The 19,645-nt window shown below is 63.1% G+C and carries 15 protein-coding genes; 11 read left to right on the top strand and 4 right to left on the bottom strand.

The features are described from left to right. The first annotated feature begins 13 nt into the window (after positions 1 to 13). From C6W55_RS13665 to C6W55_RS13650, 4 genes are read left to right on the top strand one after another with little or no spacing between them, the layout of a single operon-like run. Positions 14 to 457, top strand: coding sequence for a GntR family transcriptional regulator (locus tag C6W55_RS13665; protein WP_015253524.1), 444 nt, complete (start codon positions 14 to 16; stop codon positions 455 to 457). Then, on the top strand, positions 454 to 1,392 hold the full coding sequence (locus tag C6W55_RS13660) for an ABC transporter ATP-binding protein (RefSeq protein WP_286893206.1): 939 nt from the start codon (positions 454 to 456) through the stop codon (positions 1,390 to 1,392). Before C6W55_RS13665 ends, C6W55_RS13660 begins: the two co-directional genes overlap by 4 nt. Further along, entirely contained in the window at positions 1,389 to 2,297 is a 909-nt protein-coding gene (locus C6W55_RS13655) for an ABC transporter ATP-binding protein (RefSeq protein WP_286893204.1), read from the top strand. Before C6W55_RS13660 ends, C6W55_RS13655 begins: the two co-directional genes overlap by 4 nt. After that, a complete protein-coding gene (locus C6W55_RS13650) occupies positions 2,290 to 3,588 on the top strand; it encodes an ABC transporter permease (RefSeq protein WP_213483070.1) in 1,299 nt (432 codons plus the stop codon). Before C6W55_RS13655 ends, C6W55_RS13650 begins: the two co-directional genes overlap by 8 nt. Before the next feature lie 148 nt (positions 3,589 to 3,736). On the opposite strand, the gene C6W55_RS13645 is transcribed toward C6W55_RS13650, so the two are convergent. Continuing rightward, positions 3,737 to 5,026 carry a C40 family peptidase gene (locus C6W55_RS13645; RefSeq protein WP_286893199.1) on the bottom strand — a complete coding sequence of 430 codons (1,290 nt, stop codon included), beginning with the start codon at positions 5,024 to 5,026 and terminating at the stop codon, positions 3,737 to 3,739. Between the two features lie 356 nt (positions 5,027 to 5,382). Here C6W55_RS13645 and C6W55_RS13640 point away from each other — a divergent pair, with 356 nt between their 5' ends. Continuing rightward, positions 5,383 to 7,245: a glycoside hydrolase family 9 protein gene (locus tag C6W55_RS13640; protein ID WP_286893197.1), complete on the top strand. Its 1,863-nt coding sequence runs from the start codon at positions 5,383 to 5,385 to the stop codon at positions 7,243 to 7,245. Between the two features lie 67 nt (positions 7,246 to 7,312). Here C6W55_RS13640 and C6W55_RS13635 read toward each other — a convergent pair whose 3' ends face one another. Further along, the gene (locus C6W55_RS13635) at positions 7,313 to 8,389 is read right to left on the bottom strand and encodes a LacI family DNA-binding transcriptional regulator (RefSeq protein WP_286893196.1); all 1,077 of its coding nucleotides are present in this window, start codon (positions 8,387 to 8,389) and stop codon (positions 7,313 to 7,315) included. Positions 8,390 to 8,629: 240 nt separating this feature from the next. On the opposite strand from C6W55_RS13635, the gene C6W55_RS13630 reads away from it, so the two are divergent. From C6W55_RS13630 to C6W55_RS13620, 3 genes are all read left to right on the top strand, one after another. Further along, positions 8,630 to 11,173, top strand: a complete 2,544-nt coding sequence (locus C6W55_RS13630; RefSeq protein ID WP_286893193.1) for a beta-mannosidase — start codon at positions 8,630 to 8,632, stop codon at positions 11,171 to 11,173. An 87-nt stretch (positions 11,174 to 11,260) separates the two neighbouring features. Next, positions 11,261 to 12,223: an acetylxylan esterase gene (locus C6W55_RS13625; protein WP_286893192.1), complete on the top strand. Its 963-nt coding sequence runs from the start codon at positions 11,261 to 11,263 to the stop codon at positions 12,221 to 12,223. Between the two features lie 240 nt (positions 12,224 to 12,463). After that, on the top strand, positions 12,464 to 13,690 hold the full coding sequence (locus C6W55_RS13620) for an MFS transporter (protein WP_286893191.1): 1,227 nt from the start codon (positions 12,464 to 12,466) through the stop codon (positions 13,688 to 13,690). An 81-nt stretch (positions 13,691 to 13,771) separates the two neighbouring features. Here C6W55_RS13620 and C6W55_RS13615 read toward each other — a convergent pair whose 3' ends face one another. Both C6W55_RS13615 and C6W55_RS13610 read right to left on the bottom strand, forming a co-directional pair. Continuing rightward, a complete protein-coding gene (locus C6W55_RS13615; protein WP_286893188.1) occupies positions 13,772 to 15,736 on the bottom strand; it encodes an ABC-F family ATP-binding cassette domain-containing protein in 1,965 nt (654 codons plus the stop codon). A gap of 128 nt (positions 15,737 to 15,864) precedes the next feature. Continuing rightward, a complete protein-coding gene (locus tag C6W55_RS13610; RefSeq protein ID WP_286893185.1) occupies positions 15,865 to 17,784 on the bottom strand; it encodes an electron transport protein in 1,920 nt (639 codons plus the stop codon). Positions 17,785 to 17,965: 181 nt separating this feature from the next. Between C6W55_RS13610 and C6W55_RS13605 the strand changes: the two genes are divergently transcribed. The 3 genes from C6W55_RS13605 (at position 17,966) to C6W55_RS13595 (ending at position 19,645) form a co-directional block, all read left to right on the top strand. Further along, positions 17,966 to 18,616 carry a 5-formyltetrahydrofolate cyclo-ligase gene (locus tag C6W55_RS13605; RefSeq protein ID WP_286893183.1) on the top strand — a complete coding sequence of 217 codons (651 nt, stop codon included), beginning with the start codon at positions 17,966 to 17,968 and terminating at the stop codon, positions 18,614 to 18,616. Further along, positions 18,585 to 19,076 (top strand): cyclic pyranopterin monophosphate synthase MoaC, encoded by a 492-nt coding sequence (moaC, locus tag C6W55_RS13600; RefSeq protein ID WP_286893181.1) that lies wholly within the window; start codon positions 18,585 to 18,587, stop codon positions 19,074 to 19,076. The genes C6W55_RS13605 and moaC overlap by 32 nt, the downstream gene beginning before the upstream one ends. A gap of 77 nt (positions 19,077 to 19,153) precedes the next feature. Next, on the top strand, positions 19,154 to 19,645 hold the full coding sequence (locus tag C6W55_RS13595) for a MogA/MoaB family molybdenum cofactor biosynthesis protein (protein ID WP_015253538.1): 492 nt from the start codon (positions 19,154 to 19,156) through the stop codon (positions 19,643 to 19,645).

The following is a 19,645-nucleotide window of genomic DNA, read 5'->3' as shown; positions in this document are numbered from 1 at the left end:
ACGGTGAGCCGCGGTGTGGATGTCCATTCAATTGAACGAGTACAGCGCCGAACCGCTGTACCATCAGATTGAAGTCCAGCTTCGGGCGCTCATCGTGAGCGGCCAGCTGAGCGAAGGCACGATGTTGCCGTCCATCCGGGAGATGGCGCAGCATCTGAAATGCAGCGTCATCACGATCCGGCGCGTCTATCAGGATCTCGAAGCGGAAGGACTGCTCGTTACCCGTCAGGGTACGGGAACGTTCGTCGCGAAGGTCAACCCGGAGGAGCGCCGCCGGCATCGGCTGGATGCGGTGACGACGGCCATGCGCGAAGCGGTGGCCGCGGGGCTGCGGGTGCAGTGCAGCGACGACGAGCTGCGGGAATTGTTCGAGACCGTGCTGCATGAGGCGAGGGCGAATCGTTCCCCGCCGGGGGAAGAAGGATATGGAGACAGCGGGAAGGAGGATGAGGGATGAACGGACAAGGCGGAACGGCGGTGCGCATGACGGGCGTGAGGCTGAGACAGCCGCATTTTCAACTCGGACCGATTCATCTGGAGGTGCCCGCGGGCTTTGTCACGGCGATCGTCGGACCGAACGGCTCCGGCAAGAGCACGACGTTTCGGCTCATGCTCGATCTGACGAAACCGGACGAAGGCGGCATCGAAGTGCTCGGCCGGACGATCGGGAACGGCAAGTCGATCGAGCTGCTGAATCGCGTCGGCTACCTCCCCGAAGAGCCTTACCGCCACGACAACGTCATCCGGGGCATGGACAAGGCGGAATTCTACAAACATTGGTATTCCGACTGGGACGTCAACCATTACCGGGAGCTGCTGCGGCTGTTCGAGGTGGATCATTCGATCAGGCTCGGCAAAATGTCAAAGGGCATGCGGCGGAAATTCGATCTTGCGCTCACGCTCTCCCATCACCCGGACCTGCTGCTGCTCGACGAGCCTTCCTCCGGACTCGACCCGCTCGCATGGCGGACGATGATCGAGCTGCTGCATCGCTATATGGAATCCGGGGACCGCACGATTCTGATCGCCTCGCATGTCGTGGAAGAAGTGAAGCGGCTGGCCGACTACATCGTGTTCATGGTGAACGGCAAAGTGCTCGGCATGTTCGAGAAAGACGAACTGCTCACCGGCTGGCATCAATTCTACTTCCCGGGCGCCTATGAAGCGTGGCGCGGCATCCTGTCCGACATGCCGGGGCTGGCCGGACTGGAGGACGCCGGCGGCGTCGTTCGCGCGGTGACGAGCGCAGCGCGGGAAGCCGAAGCCTGGCTCGCCGCAAGGGATCTTGCGCCGGCCGGAAGGAAATCCATGGAACTCGACGATATCCTGGCCGTACTGGTTGACAGGGAGAAGCTGCAGAGACAACTGGGAACGAAAGGAGTCATGCAATGAGTACGTTGCAAGTCGAACGGATCGTAAAGCAATTCGGCGACAAGACGGCCGTGAACGGCATCAGCTTCAAGGCCGAAGCCGGCGAAATCTACGGTCTGCTCGGTGCGAACGGCGCGGGCAAGACGACGACGATGCGGATGGTGCTCGGGCTGATCATGCCGGACAGCGGCAGCATCCTGTATCACGGCAAGCCGTACAGCCGCGAGCAATTGCGGGACCTCGGCTATCTGCCGGAAGAACGCGGCCTCTATCCGAAAGTGAAAGTCAGCGACCAGGTGATCTATCTGGCGAGGCTCCGCGGCGTGTCCGCGAAGGAGGCGGACCGGCGGCTCAAGGAATGGCTCGAACGGTTCAATGTGCCGGAATACTTCGACAAGAAGGTCGAGGAACTGTCCAAGGGCAACCAGCAGAAGATCCAGTTCATCTCCGCCGTCATTCACGATCCTTCCATTCTCGTGCTGGACGAGGCGTTCAGCGGCCTCGACCCGGTTAACGTCGAGCTGCTGAAGGCGGCGGTGAAGGATTTGCGCGACAAGGGCAAGACGATTCTGTTCTCGACGCACCGGATGGAGCATGTGGAAGAGCTGTGCCGCAACATTACGATTTTGCACCGGTCGAACGTCGTGCTGCAGGGCAGCCTCCGCGAGATCAAGAAGCAGTTCCCGCGCGAACGGGTGATCGTGCGGCTGGAAGACGACCGGGCCATCGAAGGCCTGGAGACGATTGCGGGCGTCCGGAGCGCCGCGAAGCTGGAATCGGGCTACGAGGTGCTGATCGACCGGCCCGATGCCGCGCAGGCGATTCTCGATCACGCGCGGCAACAGGGAGATGTCGTGCGGTTCGAGCTGATGGAGCCGACGCTGAACGAAATCTTTATCCGATCGGTGGGTGAGAACATTGAATAATCTTTGGACGGTCATGTCCTTCAGCATGCGCAACAAGCTGAGGACGAAAAGCTTCATCGTCACGACGATCATCATTTCGCTCCTTCTGTGCATCGCGGTCAATCTGCCTTACATCATTTCGAAATTCGCGAAAAACGACGAGCCGGACCGCATCGGCTTCGTGGAAAATGAAGCACCCGCCGTGACGGAAAGACTGCAGGCTTATTACGGCAGCCAGGAGAAGCCGGATATCGAACTGGTCGGCTACCCGGACGCCGGTTCGGCCGAAGCGAACGACGCCGCGATGAAGGAGCGGGTCAAGAACAAGGAAATCAAGGGCTACCTCGACTTTGAAACGGAAGGACGGACGTTCCCGGCCGTCACCTACAAGTCGGAGAAACTGATGGACACGGGCAGGACGTCTTCCCTGTCGGGCGCGCTGCAGGCGATCAAGGCCGACATCATTCTGTCGGACGCGAATCTGACGGAAGAACAGCGCACGGCGCTGGCGGAGCCGGTTCGCGTCGAGACGGTGCAGATCACCACGGCTGAAGGCGCGGGCTCGATCGGGGATCAAGGCAAGACGGTGGAGGAACAGGCGCTGGCGTTCGGTCTGGTCTATGCGCTCATCATCGTGCTGTTCATGGGCATCATGATTACCGGCCAGCTGATCGCGACGGAGATCACCGCCGAGAAAAGCTCGCGCGTCATGGAAATTCTCGTGACGAGCGTGGCGCCGCTGACCCAGATGTTCGGCAAAATCTTCGGCATGTTTCTGGTCGGGCTGCTGCAAATCGGCATCTATGCCGCGGTCGTCGTCATCAACGTCATGCTGCCCCACAACCAGGAGATGCTCAAGGAGCTGGACCTCAATCTTTCCAGCGTGGACCCGATGCTGCTCGTCTTTGCCGTCATCTTCTATCTGCTGGGGTACTTCCTCTATTCGACGCTGTACGCCGCGGTCGGTTCGATCGTGAGCCGGACGGAGGAGCTCGGTCAGGCGGTCGTGCCGTTGACGATGCTGTCGCTTGCGGCATTCTACATCGGCATTTTCGGCATTCAGCAGCCGCAGTCGAGCTTCGTGGAAGTGACGTCGTTCATTCCGTTCTTCACGCCGTTCGTCATGTTCCTGCGGATCGGATTGGCCGACCCCGCCCTGTGGGAAGTGCTGCTGTCGCTGGGCCTCCTTCTCGCGTCGATTCTGGTGCTCGGCTGGCTGTCGGCGAAAATCTACCGCACCGGCGTGCTGATGTACGGCAAGCGTCCGTCCATCAAGGAGCTCATCAAAGCGATGAAGGCCTACAAAGTCTGACGGCGAAAATGTTGCAGCCATTCGGCAATCGCCAACGGCCGGCCCCCTTCGCGGGGGCCGGCCGTTTCACGTTTTGTTATGAATCTGATGTTTTTGTTATCTACCGGGAGCATGGGGGCAGATATAATGAAATTATGAAGGCTCGCGGTCAGTAGACGAACCCGCCGAACAGGAAGCGGTACTCCCAATGGGTGCCCGCGATGCTGTCGACCCGGACGCCGCCGGATTTCTCGGAATAGGTGTGCAGCACTTGGCCGTCGCCGAGGTAGATGCCGACATGGGTGATGCGGGCATTGGTTTTGTCGACGTTCGCGTAGTCGGCTGCCTTGCTTCCCTGGTAGGACATGAAGAACATCAGGTCGCCTCGGTTCAAGGCTAGCCAGTCGTCCTTCGTCTTGCCGACCTCCTTCACGTAAGCACCCTGGCTGCGGGAGTCGCCGGGCAATCGGAGGCCGATGCCGTCCAGGTATGCCTGGCGGACGAAGTCGGAGCAGTCGAACGTGCTCGTGTCGCTGCGGCTCGAGCCGAATTCGTACGGCGTACCGAGGTATTTGAGACCTGCGTTGATGGCCTGTTCGGCTGCAACGGCGCGGTCCAGCTTCTTGTAGGGCTCGACATAGCTGGTCGAGATATATTTGGCGCTCGTGCTGACATAGCCGTAGACGCCGCCTGCGTCTTGCACGTAATACCAGTAATCGTTGTGTTTGTTCACGACGGCCAGTTTCTCGCCCGCATACATATAGCGGATGCGTTCCGCGGACGTGCTCGGGCCCTTCCGGAACGTGACCGTGCTGACGATCACCGCGTTCGGCTCGAACTTGTATGCCGGTTCTTCCGGCTGATCGATCAGGTCTTTGTCCGTCTCATCGGGATCGGCCGGAACGGAAGGCTCGTCCGGCAGGGCGGGACCCGGGTCCTCAGGCGTATCGACCGGCGGCACGAACGATGTGCGGATATATTTCGGGTTCGTGCTGGCGTAGCCGATGACCTGGTCCCGGTCGGCGACACGGTACCAGTACTTGTTGACCTGCTCGAGAATCCAGACCGGCTCTCCCTTCTTCAGCATCCGGATGACGTCCGAATCGGTGGACGGACCGGTGCGCAGATTGACGCCGTAGATCACTTCGCCGTTCGGATCGGTCGTCACGGCGGCAGTCCTGATCTCCACATATTTGTCCAGGGAGGAGATATACCCGACCGTGCCGGACGCATCGCGGACCTTGAGCCAGTAGGCGTTCGTCCGCTCGATCAGATCCAGCACTTCGCCTTTGCGGAGATAGCGGATCCGTTCTCCTGATGTGGAGGGAAGGGTGCGGAAATTGACGGTGTCGATGACATGGACTTGCTCCGCGTTGTATGTATGGGCCAAAACCGCGAGCGGCATCGAAGCCAGCGCGATGCATGCGGCAAGCGCCGCAACCAGCAGGTTCCTTTTCATGGCGAACCTCCGTCACACAGGATGATTTTGCCGCGGCAAGACAATCTTAGCATAGCTGAATTTGCCATAAGCGTTGTAAAACTTGCCAGATACATTTCGTATCCGAACGAAAAATGGTAAACCATTCGCTGGATTTTGGCTGCGGATAGTCCGATATTCGCACGCTTCGAGCATGTTCTTCGGCAAAGAATAGGACGATCGCAATAACGAACGAAAACCGGCGGCGACCGGGCGGGGCAGGAGCATGAGAGGAAAATAAGCCTAACGGCACGGTCGGAAATTCGGCGGGGAAAGCGAGCGGAAGGCGTTTGTGCCGCATTTTGGAGCATGAGAAGGATACAGGGGGAGTTCACGGGATGAGCAGGATGGGCAGGACGGCGGGATGGATCTTGAGCCTGATGCTGATGTTCGGACTTGCGTCCGGATGTGCGGACGGCGGGAACGAGGCGGAGCGCGCGCCGGAGCATGCGGAGGCGGCCGGTTCCGCGGGCAGCGGATCGGATGCCGGCGATGCGGCGGGCGGAGAGGATGGCGAAGGAATGTGGAATGCCGGGGAGCTGGTCTATGACGGCGAGGATATCAAGGTCAACCAGGTCGGCTATCTGCCCGACGCGCCCAAGGTGGCGGTGCTCGAAGGCGAGGCTGAGGCCGAGCGGTTCCAGGTCGTCGATGCGGAGACGCGGGCGGTCGTCTTCGAAGGAGAGGTCGGCCGGGCCGAAATCGACGCGAATTCGGGCGAGCGGGTGCGGCATCTGGATTTCAGCGCCCTGCGGGAAGAAGGCGAGTATGCGGTCGTCGTGCCCGGGGCGGGGTCGTCGCGGAAGTTCCGCATCGCCCGGAACGTCTATTACGCGCCGTTCTTTGACGCGCTGCGCTCCTATACGCTTGGCCGCGCAGGGCTGGCGATCGACGACCCGATAACCGGGCTGAAGCACGAAGCCGGACATCTGCAGGATGCCGAGGCGCGGCTCGACATCGACCATCCGCACGCGCCGGCGGGCACGCCGGTCGACGTCAGCGGCGGATGGTACGATGCCGGCGACTACGGCAAGTACGTGACGCCGGGCGCGGTGACGGCCGCCCAGCTCCTGCTCGCGTACGAGCTGAACCCGGAGAAGTTCGCCGCCGGGCAGCTCAAGTTCCCGGCCGGGTTCGCGAGCGATGTGCCGGGGCTGCCCGACGCGCTGGCGGAAGTGAAATACGAGCTGGACTGGCTGCTCAAGATGCAGCGGCCCGACGGCGCCGTCTACCACAAGGTGTCGGGCATGACATGGCCGGGCATGATCCGGCCGGAGGACGACACGCAGCCGCGGTACGTCTTCGGCATGACGACTTACGGCACCGGCATGTTCGCCGGCGCCATGGCGTTGGCGGCACGCGTCTACGAGCCGTTCGATGCCGAATACGCCGGAAGGCTGCTCGAAGCAGCCGAGCGGGCCTGGCGCTTCCTCGAAGCGCATCCGGAGCCAATCGTCCTGAAGAGCGAGCGCCAGGACAACGGTTCGGGCGGCTACGACAAGAACGGCGACCAGGACGACCGGTTCTGGGCGGCGGCCGAGCTGCTGAAGACGACCGGCGATGCGCGGTACGCGGCGTACATCGGCGAGAAGCTGTCTCATCAGCTTCAGCGCGAGCCGGTCATCATCGGCTGGGGCTCGACGCTGGCGCTCGGACAGTTCGCCTACGCGACGGCGGAAGCGGGCGATCCGGCCGTCAAGGCGTCGCTCAGGCAGAAGCTGGTGAAGGCGGCGGACGACATCGTCGGCCGGATCGAGCGGGACGGCTACCGTTACGCGCTGTCGCCGAACGAGTACACGTGGGCGTCCGCCAAGAACGGCATGGCGAAGGCCGAGCTGCTCCTGCTTGCGCATGAGCTCGAGCCGAAGGAAGCCTATGTGCACGGAGCGCTCGACCAGTTGCATTACACGCTGGGGCGCAACGCGCTCGGCACGACGTATTTGACCGGTTCGGGGACGGAAATGCCGGACTATCCCCACAGCCGGATGATTACGGGAACGGGCACGTACATTCCGGGGCTGCTCGTCGGCGGGCCGAACAAATTCGGCGGCGATCCGGAGCTGGACAAACTGCTGGAGCGCGAGTCGCCGCCGCCGGCGAAGGCTTACCTGGATTCGCCCGGATCATGGGCGACGAACGAGTACGCGATCGACTACAATGCGCCGCTCGTATTCGTGCTGACATACTTTGCAGAGCCTTGAACAAGCATAAGGACGGCCGGTCGGGTGTCATACCCGGCCGGCCGTTCGGCGTCTTGCGGCGGCGGCGTCAAGCCTTTGGCGGCGCGGCCGACGTTCCCGCCACCGGCACGGTGGCCAGCCGGATATGCTCGATGGGCCGATCCGGCTGCGCCATCCGCAGGGCGAGCTGTTCGAACGCGCGGGAGCCGACGCGCACCGCGTCGATCCGGACGGACATGAGCTGCAGGCCGTCCGGCAGCGGGTCGGTGTCCGTCTCGATGGCGTCAAAGCCGGTGACGGACAGGTCTTCCGGGACGGTGAGTCCCATCCGCCCCAGCGTCTGGATCGTCCGGACGGCGACGACATCGTTCGCGCAGACGAAGGCGGTCGGCAGAGCCGGCATGGCGGCGAGCGCCTCGGCGATCTCCGCGCCGTCGTAATAGTGGCCCGGCTTCGGTGCCACGGCGCAGCAGGCCGGATCGACGGGGAGCCCGGCGTCCATCATCGCCCGCCGGAAGCCGTTCCATCGTTCCCTGAACGACAGGCAGTCGGCGATGTCCCCGATGAAGCCGATGCGGCGGTGTCCGAGCTCGATGAGCCGCGCGGTCAGATCGCAGACGCTCTGCTCGCTCTCCATCAGCACCGTGTCGAAGAGGGCGTCTTCGGCCCGCGCCGCGCTGTCATGATCGATCAGCACGGCCGGCATGCCGAGTTCGGCGACGGCCCGCACGTAGGCCAGGCGGGTGATGCCGGCCATGATGACCCCGTCCACATGCGCTTCCGTGAGCGAGCGGGGCAGGCGCAGCGACTCCAGGTCTTCCTGGTGGACAAAATGCAGCACCATGTTCCAGCCGCGGCGCCGCGTCGATTCTTCGATGCCCTGCAGCACGTCCACCCAGTAGCCCTTGCTGCCCGAACGGGCGAGGCTCGACCGGATCAGACAGGCGATCGTGCGCATGGCGGCGCCGGCCGCTTCGCGCTGCTCCGCACGGTTTGCCTGGTCGGCCGGCCGGTAATGCTTGTAGTGAAGCTGCGCGGCCATATCGAGTACCCGCTGCCGCGTGGAAGGCGGCACGGTCGGATGGCCGTTCAGCGCCTTCGACACCGTCGTGCGCGACAATCCGAGCATCCGGGCGATGTCGCTGGTGGTTGCTTTTCGTTTCATGGGAGCGCAAAATTCACCTGCCAGTTTTCCGCGGAGGGTATTGTCAACAAGAATGATCAATTTGTTCATTTTGTTAAAATTATAGCACAGGCATCGGAAGAATACCAGTAAAGATCAAAATTTTCTGCGCAAAAGTGAACAAAATGAACAAAAATTGCCCGGAATTCAATTTACCTATTGAACAAGCTCGTGTATAATGTGTGTGAAAATCAGCAGAATCTGATCTGCCGGGAGGACGTTATGAACGCGGTTCAACGATTGACAAGCAACTGGCAATTCCGGGGCGTCGGCGACAAGGATTGGCTGCCGGCCGTCGTGCCGGGCTGCGTCCACACCGATCTGCTCAAGAACGGCAAGATTCCGGACCCGTTTCACGGGACGAACGAGCGCGATCTGCAGTGGATCGACAAGCAGGACTGGGTATACGAGACGACGTTTGACGTGTCGGCCGAGGTGCTCGGCGAGTCCAGGGTCGATCTCGTGTTCGACGGTCTCGACACCTATGCCGATGTGACGCTGAACGGCGAACATGTGCTGTCTGCGGACAACATGTTCCGCACATGGCGCGTCGAAGTGAAGCGGCTGCTCAAGGCCGCGGGCAACAAGCTGCACATCCGGTTCCGTTCGCCGATCAACGAGGATCTGCCGAAGCTGGAGAAGCTGGGCTACGCCTTGCCGGCGGTGAACGACCAGTCGGAGAACGGCGGCCTCGGCGACAAGAAAGTGAGCGTCTTCGCGCGCAAGGCGCCGTATCATTACGGCTGGGACTGGGGTCCGCGGTTCGTGACGAGCGGCATCTGGCGTGAAGTGCGGCTCGAAGCCTGGTCCGGTGTGCGCATCGCCGACCTGTTCATCCGCCAGCGCAGCGTAACGGCGGCAGAAGCAAAGCTGACCGCCGTCGTCGAAGTCGAAGCCGAGAGCGCATGGAGCGGCACGCTCCGGCTGTCGGCGGACGGGCGCGTCTGGGAGCGGGAAGTGGCGCTTGCGCCCGGCACGCAGACGATCGAGCTGGATGCGGCGATCGAGCGCCCGAAGCTGTGGTGGAGCCGCGGGCTCGGGGCCCAGCACCTGTACACGTTCCGCGCGGAGCTGCTGGCATCCGGCCGGCAGGCGGCGGCGCGGCAGGTTCGGACCGGCCTCCGCTCGATCCGTCTCGTGCGCGAGAAGGACGAATGGGGCACGTCGTTCTATTTTGAACTGAACGGGGTCAAGGTGTTTGCCAAAGGCGCGAACCATATCCCGCTCGACAGCTTCGTCACCAGAGTGACGCGGGAGCGTTACGAACATGAGATCGCGTCGGCCGCGCTCTCGAACATGAACATGCTGCGCGTCTGGGGCGGCGGCATCTACGAGGACGACACGTTCTACGAGCTGTGCGACGAGTACGGCATTCTCGTCTGGCAGGACTTCATGTTCGCATGCAGCCTGTACCCGGGCGACGAAGCGTTCCTGGCGAACGTGCGCGCCGAAGCGGAGCAGAATGTGAAGCGGCTGCGCAATCATCCGTGCATCGCGCTCTGGTGCGGCAACAACGAGATCGACACCGCCTGGTCGCACTACATCGAGGACGCGGGCTGGGGCTGGAAGAAGGAGTATTCGCCGGAGCTCCGGGAGAAGCTGTGGGCGGATTATGAGGCGATTTTTCACGAGCTGCTTCCGGAAGTCGTCGGCCGGCTGGCGCCGGAGGCGGACTACTGGCCGTCTTCGCCGATGCAGGGACTGACGCGCGACGCGAACCAGCATGCCGGCAAGCGGACGACGTCCGGCGATATCCACTACTGGGGCGTCTGGCATGAAGTGGAGCCGTTCGAGCGCTACACGCTCAACCTCGGCCGGTTCATGAGCGAATACGGATTCCAGTCGTTCCCGGAAGAGCGCACCGTCCGCTCGTATGCGCAGGATCACGAGATGGAACTGCTCTCCGACGTCATGCTCAGCCACCAGCGGCATCCGTCCGGCAACAAGCTGATCAAGCAATATCAGAGCATGTATCTGCCCGAGCCGAAGGATTTCGTCTCGTTCCTGTCCGTCAGCCAGGTGCTGCAGGGCGAAGCGATGAAGTTCGCGATCGAGGCGCACCGCCGCCGCAAGCCGTTCTGCATGGGCACGCTGTATTGGCAAATGGACGACTGCTGGCCGGTGGCGTCGTGGGCGTCGATGGACTACTACGGCCGCTGGAAAGCGATCCAGTACTACGCGAAGAAGAGCATGAAGGACATCATGGTGTCGATCGACGGCACGAAGGAAGGCGAAGTGGACATTCATATCGTCTCCGACGTCCTGCAGCCGATCGACGGCACGCTGCACGCAGCGCTGTATGATTTCGACGGCAAGCTGCTCAAGCAGTTCAGCGTACCGGCGAAGGTGGAGGCGAACGCGACCGCGGTCGTCTGGTCGTCTTCCGTCGACGGTCTGCTCGAAGGAGCGGATCCGAAGCGCACGGTGCTGAAAGCCGATCTTGCGGCGGACGGTCAAGTGCTCGACAGCAAGCTGCACTACTTCGTCCCGGCCAAGGACATCCAATTGTCCAGGGCGAAAGTGACGATCCGGGAAGTGGCAGGTTCGAACGGAACGGCGTTCACGCTCGAGACGGACACGCTCGCGAAGCAGGTCGCGCTGTTCGCCGAAGCGGAAGGCGTCTTCAGCGACAACTGGTTCGACCTCATCCCGGGCATTCCGGTCACGGTCGAGTTTCTCGGCCGGGGCGCAGCCGGACGGGCGTTCGCGCCCGCTGCGCCGGGACGGATCACCGTCCAGTCGTTCGCGGACTGGATCGGGCTGTAAAACCGATGATCATAAGGCCCCTTGCCAGGCAAGGGGCCTTGTTTTACACTGAACCCGAACCCACCGTCTGGAGAGGAGATGCTCGACGTGGCTCAACCTTACGATCTTCCATTAAGCGAGCTGGAGAAGTACAAGCCCCCGCTTACGCGGCAGCCCGATTTCGACGCGTTCTGGGATCGGACGCTCCGCGAACTGGCGGAAACGCCGCTGTCGTATGAACTGACGCCGCATGATTACCCGGCGCGGGGCGTGCGTATGTTCAAGGTCGTCTATTCGGGCTTTCGCGGCGCGACCATTCAAGGCTGGCTGGCGCTGCCCGAAGGCGAAGGTCCGTTCCCGGGGCTGATGCTGTACCACGGCTACAACTGGGCGATGGAAGGCCAGATTCACGACACGGTGAATTGGGCGCTCCACGGCTATGCGGCGTTCCTCATGCTGTGCCGCGGTCAGCAGGGCGAAAGCGCTGACAACACCGTCTACAGCCACGGCGCCCAAGCGGGATGGATGTCGAAAGGCATTCTGTCCGAGGATGAATATTACTACCGCGGCGTCTACATGGACGCGGTCCGGGCGCTTGAAGTGCTCGCATCGCTCGATCAGGTGGACCGCACGCGCATCGGCGTGAGCGGCGGCAGCCAGGGCGGCGCATTGACGCTGGCCGCTGCGGCGCTGTCGGACATTCCGGTCGTCGCGGCCGCGGATTATCCGTATCTGGCGCATTTCGAGCGGGCGATCGACATTACGCCGAGCGGTCCGTACCTGGAGTTGAACGAATTTTTCCGCCGCAACGGCGATCCGGAGATTGAAGCGCGGGCGAAGCGGACGCTGTCCTACTTCGACGTCATGAACCTGGCGCCGCGCGTCAAGTGCCGGACATGGGTGTCGATCGGCCTCGTCGACACGATCACGCCGCCGTCGACGGTGTTCGCGGCGTACAACCATCTGAACTGCGAAAAATCGATCTCCGTGTTCCGCTACTTCGGCCATGAATACATTCCGCGCGCGCACGAGCAGCGGCTGCGGCTGCTGCTGGAAACGCTTCAGCCGTAAGCGCCGCGCGGGAAGAAGCCTTCCGTCCATCCGTCGGGCGGGAGGCTTTTTTTGGTTCATTCCGGAAGTTCCGCCGCCTGAAAACCGCCCGCGGCGGCAGATGACAGCCTCCGGCGCGCCGACACGGTCCGGGGCGGGGTTATTTCCGCGTATTTCGCCTTTTCCGCCGTTTGACGCGTGTTTACGCCAGGCCTACACTTGGTCTAACGCACTTTTGGACCCGGAAGGAGACGCATTTCATTGAACACAGCCGTTCAAACCCGCATGGCCGTGCAGACCGCGACGGTCTATTCGATCCTGTTCGCCGTCAGCGCAATCCATATGCTCAACGACTCGATGCAGACGGTCGTGACGGCGTTGTTCCCGGTGCTGCGCGATTCGCTGGCGCTGACGTTGTCGCAGATCGGGTGGCTCAGCTTTGCCCTCAATATGACCTCATCCGTCATGCAGCCCGTGGTCGGCCTGTATTCCGACCGGCATCCGACGCCCGGCATGCTGCCGGTCGGCATGGGGATGAGCCTGCTCGGCATCGCCGGGCTGGCGTTCGCGCCGAATTACTGGACCTTGCTTCTGGCAACCGTCTTCATCGGCATCGGTTCGGCGGTCTTTCACCCGGAAGGTTCGCGGGTTGTTTATTTCGCCGCGGGCGAGCGGCGAAGTTTCGCCCAATCGATCTATCAGATGGGCGGCAACGCCGGTTCCATGCTGGCGCCGCTCATGACGATCGCGATCTTCATTCCGCTCGGCCAGCGCGGCGCGGCCTGGGGGATGCTGCTCGCCGCCGCGGCCATCGCCGTCGCGCTGTACGTCGTGCCGTGGTATCGCACGCAGCTCGCCGCATACGGGGTGCCGGTGAAGCGCAAAGGCAAGGCGGCGGACGGCCGGACCTTGCACGACGGTCTGTCCGGCCGCACGGTCGCCTTCGCGCTGACGCTGCTCGTCCTGATCGTGTTCGCGCGTTCGTGGTACGCCGCGGGCATCAACAATTTCTACCCGTTCTATCTGGAAGACAAATTCGGGGTGTCGAAGCAGACCGCCCAGCTCGCCCTGTTCCTCTATCTGGGGGCCGGCGTGGCGGGCACGTTCTTCGGCGGCATCTGGGGCGACCGGTTCGGCCGCAAAAATATGATCATCTTCTCGATCGTCGGCTCGGCTCCGTTCGCGCTGGCGCTGCCGTATCTGCCGCTTGAGGCGATTTTCCCGGTCGTCACGGTGCTCGGCTTCATCATGATGTCCGGATTCTCCGTCAGCGTCGTCTACGCGCAGGAACTCATGCCGCGCAACGTCGGCATGGCGTCCGGCCTGATCGTCGGCCTCGCGTTCGGCATGGGAGCGCTCGGCGCCGTCGTCCTCGGCGAATGGATGAGCGCGATCGGCGAGAACCCGATCCCGGTCATCGACGCGGTCAGCTATCTGCCGCTGATCGGGCTGCTGGCGTTCCTGCTGCCGAAGGACCGGCGCCGTTGAGGCCGGGAAGCCGCGGGACTCCCCGGACATATATAAGCCCGTCTGCCGCATTCGGTGACAGACGGGCTTTCCGCATGCTTGTCAGGCCATCAACTGTTCCCACTCCGCGAACGCGGCTTCCAGCGCGGCGCGCTTCTCGTCGAGCTGCTGCTGCTTTTCCTGCACGAGCGTGTAATCCAGATACACGGCCGGGTCGGCGAGCTCCGCTTCAACGGCCGCGATGGCCGCCTCCAGCGCTTCAATCTCCGCTTCCAGCTGCTCGATCCGCCGCTGGCGCTGGCGCTCCTGCCGCTTCGCCTGCTTCTCGGCTTCGTAGGATGACCCGCCGCCCGCGCCGCTGCGTGCCCCGGCGGCATCCGCCGCTCCGCCGCCGTCCGTCCGATCCGCCGTACGCTCCGCCGTCTCGCCGGCCAGCCGCAGCTCCTCCTGCTCGCGCTTTTTCTCCAGCATGTCGTCGTAGTTGCCCAGGTAAACCCGCACGCCGTCCGGCGTCAGCTCGATGATGCGCTCGGCCATCTTGTTGAGAAAATAGCGGTCGTGCGAGATGAACAGCAGCGTCCCCTCGAAATCGATGAGCGCCGTCTCGAGCACTTCCTTGCTGTACAGGTCCAGATGGTTCGTCGGCTCGTCCAGAAAGAGCACGTTCGCCCGCTCGAGCATCAGTTTCGCCAGGGCGACCCGCGCCTTCTCGCCGCCGCTCAGCGAGGAAATCTTCTTCAGCACGTCGTCGCCGCTGAACAGGAAATTGCCGAGCACGGTGCGGATGCGCACTTCCTCCAGATGGGGAAAAGCGTTCCACACCTCGTCGAGCACGGTGTTGTCGGGATGGAGCTGCGACTGCTCCTGATCGTAGTAGCCGATTTTCACGTTGGCGCCGAACCGGACCGTGCCGGTCTGCGGCTTGATCCGCCCGAGCAGCGCCTTCAGCAGCGTCGACTTGCCGATGCCGTTCGGGCCGGCGATGGCGACGGTCTCCCCGCGCTTCAGTTGGAACGAGACGTTCCGGAACAGCGGACGGTCGCTGCCTTCGAACCGGACCGACAGATCCTCCACGTCCAGCACGTCTGCGCCCGTCTGGCGGTCGATCTCGAAGGCGAACGACGCCCGCTTCACATTCCCGGCCGGCCGCTCGATCCGTTCCATGCGCTCGAGCATTTTGCGCCGGCTTTGCGCCCGCTTCGTCGTCGAGGCGCGGACGATGTTGCGCCGGATGAAATCTTCCATGCGCGCGATCTCGTCCTGCTGCTTCTCGTAGGCTTTGAGCGCGGACTCGTATTCGGCCGCCTTCCGTTCGATGTATCGGCTGTAATTGCCGGTGTACCGCTTCGCGGCGTGCCGTTCGATCTCGATGATGCTGTCCGCCAGCGCATCGAGGAAATAGCGGTCGTGGGACACGGCGAGAATGGCGCCCGGATAGCCGCGCAGATAGTCTTCGAGCCAGGAGAGCGTCTCGATGTCGAGATGGTTCGTCGGTTCGTCCAGAATGAGCAGATCGGGCGCCTGCAGGAGAATGCGCGCCAGCGCGAGGCGCGTCTTCTGCCCGCCGCTGAGCGAGGCGATCGGCGTGTTCGGCGGATACTGACCGAACCCCATGCCGTGCAGGACGCTGCGGATACGGGTTTCGATCTCGAATCCGCCGCGCTCGCGGAACGTATCGGACAGCGCCGCATACCGGGCCAGCAGCTCCTCGTAGCGGGTTTTATTTTCCATCTCCTTCGGATCGGCGATGCGGACTTCCATCTCCCGAAGCTCCCGCTCCATCTCGAGCAAATCCGCGAACACGGCGCGCATCTCCTCGTCGATCGTCCGGTCGGACTGCAGCCCGCTGCTTTGGGCCAGATACCCGATCCGCATGCCCTTGCGCCTGCTCACCACACCGTCATCCGGCGACAGCTCGCCGGCAATGATCGCGAGCAGCGTCGACTTGCCCGCGCCGTTCACGCCGACGATGCCGATCCGCTCGCGTTCATTCACGTGAAACGAAATATTGGACAGCACCGGTTTGGCGCCGAAACTTTTCGCGATTCCCGATAGTTGCAGCAACATGTCGATCCTCCGCAGCCTTCTCCCATGCAGGCCGTTCTCATGCGCCGCGCAACTCGCGGCCACACAGAACAGTGTACATGATTCCGGCGCGGAGCGGAACCTGCGTGTCGAATGCGGATGCGCCCGATCTATTCGTCCTTGTCGTGCAGCGTCAGCAGATAGTGAATGAGCGCATCCTGCTCCCGGCGCGTGAAGCCGGTCGTCTCATCGACCCAGTAGTTGTGGCCGATCCCTTCGACATTCGCTTCGCGCAAGTCCTTGTCGGCCTGGTTCGCCTTGACGACCCGCTCGCGCAGCCGCTTGTCGACCAGCGCGCGCAGGCTTTCGGCCGGGTCGGGCAGGATGCCGGCCTTGAACGTGCCGGGGATGCCGTATTGTCCCGGCTCGGGTCCGGCCGCGACGCCGCCGTCGTGCAGGTACGGAGCCGACCAGTAAAGTCCGTACAGGCTCGGCGTCTTGTAGCCGCCCGGCGAATTGCCGTGCGCGAATGCCAGCTTGATCTGTTCTTCGGACATGCCGTTCAGCGGCATCCGGTGCAGCTTCATCTTCTTGGGCAGCGGCACGGGCGTATCGTAATCGTACATGAGCGGCGGTCCCCAGAACTTCTCCGTCTTCTTGAACGACCGGGCGCGCGACGGGTTCGTGCCGAGGACATCGGTCGCGACAATCCGGTTGTTCGTGAGGTACGGTCCGGCATGGCAGGTGATGCACCCGGCCCGCCGGAACACCGCTTTGCCCTCCGCCGCGAGTTTCGCGTCCCTTTTCAGGTGCGAACGCGGCGGCTTGAGCGTATTCTGGTAGGCGGACATCGCCAGCGTATGCCGGTTGATCGGGTATCCGGGAACGGATGACAGGACGCCGGATACCGATACGAAGGATGAACGCGGATGGGCGGGCGACGGCACCGACTGGATGATGCCCGGCGAGTCCGGCGTCGGGTCGACGGCCGCGAACTGTTCGGACGGCTTCGTTCCCTTGGCCGGGTCGTAACGATATTTGGACGAGGCCGCCCGCTGCAGCAGAATCCCCATGTACACTTCCTTGTCGAGCCCGAAGAGCGGCTTGCTCAGCCCGGCCTGCGCCAGCGCGTCCATATTCTGCGCGTTCGGGACGCCGGAGAACGTCATGAGCCCTTTGAACGGACCGGCGAAAGCCGTGCCGTTCCAGTTGTACGGGTGATCGCCGAGCGTGAATGAATCGGGAATCTGGACCGGGTTGTTCTCCATGTCGATGGTTGTGTCGATGGAACCCGGCGGCCATTTCATGAGTTGTTCGTCGACCAGCCGTTCGAGCTCGTCCGGATCCGGCAGCGGCGTGCGCTTCCCTTCGCTGTCCGTTACCCAGCTTTTGGCCTGTTCCTTGAAGCGGATGAGGCCGCGGATCTGCTCCGTCGTCACGCCCGTGTGGGTGAAAAACGCGGCCGAGTTGTTGCCCATGGCGAGGAGGAGGCCGACGTTCAGATCGGTGTTCGGCGGACCTTCGACGACCTTGCCGCTCACCGGATCGTAGACGGCGTGACAGGCGATGCAGCCGACGCCGACCCGCGGCTTGCCCTTGTCCAGCGAGACTTTCAGGCCAAGCGGCACATACGACCCCTTCGCGACGTCCAGGCCGGTGTCGAGGAGATCGCCCTTGCGGATCGTTCTTCCGCCGATGACGGCGTCCTTCTCCGCCGCCACCCGCAGATTCGTCGTGCCTTCGCCTTTCAGCGCCGCCGTCGCCTTCAGAATCCCGCGTATCGTCAGCGGTCCGTCCAGCAGCCCCATGATATCCATAAGAAAATGTTCATTGCCGAACGTCTCGCCGTAGAACGCCCGCCTGCCGAGATCGAGCGTTTCCTCGTCCGTCGGCTCCGGGTTTTCCGGCGTCTGCGCCGTGCGAACCGTCGCGGCGGGACGGCGCGGGTTCAGGACGTGCTCCCGATCCGGTATGTAGATGTAACTCGGATGTGTATATAACAAAAGGATTGCAGCCAGACCGATGCCTACGGTCGAAAGCAGGATGCCGGCTGCCAGCCGTCTGCTTCTTCGCTTTTTGTTCCGTTCCAACTTCAGTCACCGCCTTCGAAATCCGGCCTTCGTCTCCCCGGGGGAGCGGCCGGAAAATATACGCATAGTATCCGCCGCGCTGCGGGTTTACATGCGCGCCGCGCCATTGGCGAATTGCGCGGCGGAATGGTAAACTGATGACAGGATTACCGCAAGATGACGGGAAAGGCGGATGTCTTTCGTGAAATACGGCAGCCGGCATGCCGGCAAGGCGGCGCTGCGTCGGGAAATGGCCGCGCTGCGGGACCGCATTCCGGAACCCGAACGGCACCTGCGGTCCGAACGGGCCTGCCGCCATGCCGCGGAGTGGCTCCGGGAGCGGGGTGCGGACTGCTTCCTCGCCTACGCCTCGTTCCGCTCGGAGCTGGACACACGGCCGCTTCTCGAGTGGGGCTGGCGCAGCGGACTGGCTGTCCTGCTCCCCGTCTGCAACACGGCGGACCGGTCGCTCGAACTGTACCGGGTGCGAAGCTTCGATGAACTGAAGCGGGGCGCTTACGGCGTGCCGGAACCGGATCCGGCGCAAGCGGAGCGATGGCAGGATGCGCGGAGCATCGGAGCCGTCTTCGTCCCGGGGCTTGCCTTCGCGCCGGACGGAAGCAGGCTCGGCTACGGCGGCGGCTATTACGACCGGTTCGCCGGGCGGATGCGCGCCTCGGGCGGCGCTGCGCGATGGATGGGACTGGCCTTCGGGGTGCAGATCGTGCCCGAAGTGCCGGTCGAACCGCACGACGCCCGGCTGGACGGTTACATAACGGAAGACGGCGTCTACAGGTTGCCGAGGCGGGGAGGATGTTCGGATGGCGGACGGGAAGCTGACGCATTTCAATGAGCAGGGCCGGGCGAGGATGGTCGATGTGACGGACAAGGACGTGACGGCGCGGGCGGCCGTGGCCGAGACGACCGTCAGGATGCGCCCGGAGACGCTGGAGGCGATCCGTTCCGGCCGGGTCGGCAAAGGCGACGTGCTGGCCGTCGCGCAGGTGGCGGGCATCATGGCGGCGAAGCGGACGGCCGAATGGATTCCGATGTGCCACCCGCTGCAGCTGACCGGCATTGATATTCAATTCCGCGAAGCCGGGAACGACCGGCTGATTATTGAAGCAACCGTGAAGACGACCGGCAAGACCGGCGTCGAGATGGAGGCGCTCACCGCCGTATCGGCGGCGGCGCTGACCGTCTACGACATGTGCAAGGCGATGCAGAAAGACATGGAGATCGGCCCGACGCGGCTCCTCCGCAAGACGGGAGGCAAAAGCGGCGATTACGCAAGACCGTCCGAACAGGCGTGAAGATCCGCGGGGCTGATGGATTTGCGGATGTCGGATTTTCTTTGCTGTCGGTTTTTCCTTACAGGAGGGGGAAACGGATGCGTTGGAAGGTTGCGATTCTGACGGCGAGCGACAAGGGGGCCGCGGGAGAGCGGGAAGACACGAGCGCACAAGTGATCCGCGAATTGATGGAAGAAGAAATCGGCGGCGAAATCGTCGAATACCGCGTCGTGCCGGATGACCAGGATGAGATAACGGCGGCGTTGATTGAAATCACCGAGTACTACCGTCCGGATCTGATCGTGACGACGGGCGGCACGGGACTCGGGCCGCGCGATGTGACGCCGGAAGCGACGGAGCGCGTCATCGAGCGGAAGGTCCCGGGCCTTGCGGAAGCGATGCGGATCGGGGCGATGCACAAGACCCGCGCGGCGATGCTCTCGCGCGGCATCGCCGGCATCCGCGGCCGCACGCTGATCATCAATCTGCCGGGCAGCCCGAAGGGCGTCCAGGAGAGTCTGATGGCGATCATCGACCAGCTGCCGCACGCGCTGGCGATTCTGACCGGACGGGAAACGGAACATGTGTGA

The organism is Thermobacillus sp. (genome assembly GCF_003390775.1).
GTDB classification, from domain to species: domain Bacteria; phylum Bacillota; class Bacilli; order Paenibacillales; family Paenibacillaceae; genus Thermobacillus; species Thermobacillus xylanilyticus.
This window is presented reverse-complemented; position numbering and strand designations above follow the sequence as displayed.

Coding starts and splice junctions, on each gene's coding strand:
- C6W55_RS13660 (WP_286893206.1), top strand. CDS start 454: ATGAACGGACAAGGCGGAACGGCGGTGCGCATGACGGGCGTGAGGCTG.
- C6W55_RS13655 (WP_286893204.1), top strand. CDS start 1,389: ATGAGTACGTTGCAAGTCGAACGGATCGTAAAGCAATTCGGCGACAAG.
- C6W55_RS13645 (WP_286893199.1), bottom strand. CDS start 5,026: ATGAAAAGGAACCTGCTGGTTGCGGCGCTTGCCGCATGCATCGCGCTG.
- C6W55_RS13640 (WP_286893197.1), top strand. CDS start 5,383: ATGAGCAGGATGGGCAGGACGGCGGGATGGATCTTGAGCCTGATGCTG.
- C6W55_RS13635 (WP_286893196.1), bottom strand. CDS start 8,389: ATGAAACGAAAAGCAACCACCAGCGACATCGCCCGGATGCTCGGATTG.
- C6W55_RS13630 (WP_286893193.1), top strand. CDS start 8,630: ATGAACGCGGTTCAACGATTGACAAGCAACTGGCAATTCCGGGGCGTC.
- C6W55_RS13615 (WP_286893188.1), bottom strand. CDS start 15,736: ATGTTGCTGCAACTATCGGGAATCGCGAAAAGTTTCGGCGCCAAACCG.
- moaC (WP_286893181.1), top strand. CDS start 18,585: ATGGCGGACGGGAAGCTGACGCATTTCAATGAGCAGGGCCGGGCGAGG.
- C6W55_RS13595 (WP_015253538.1), top strand. CDS start 19,154: ATGCGTTGGAAGGTTGCGATTCTGACGGCGAGCGACAAGGGGGCCGCG.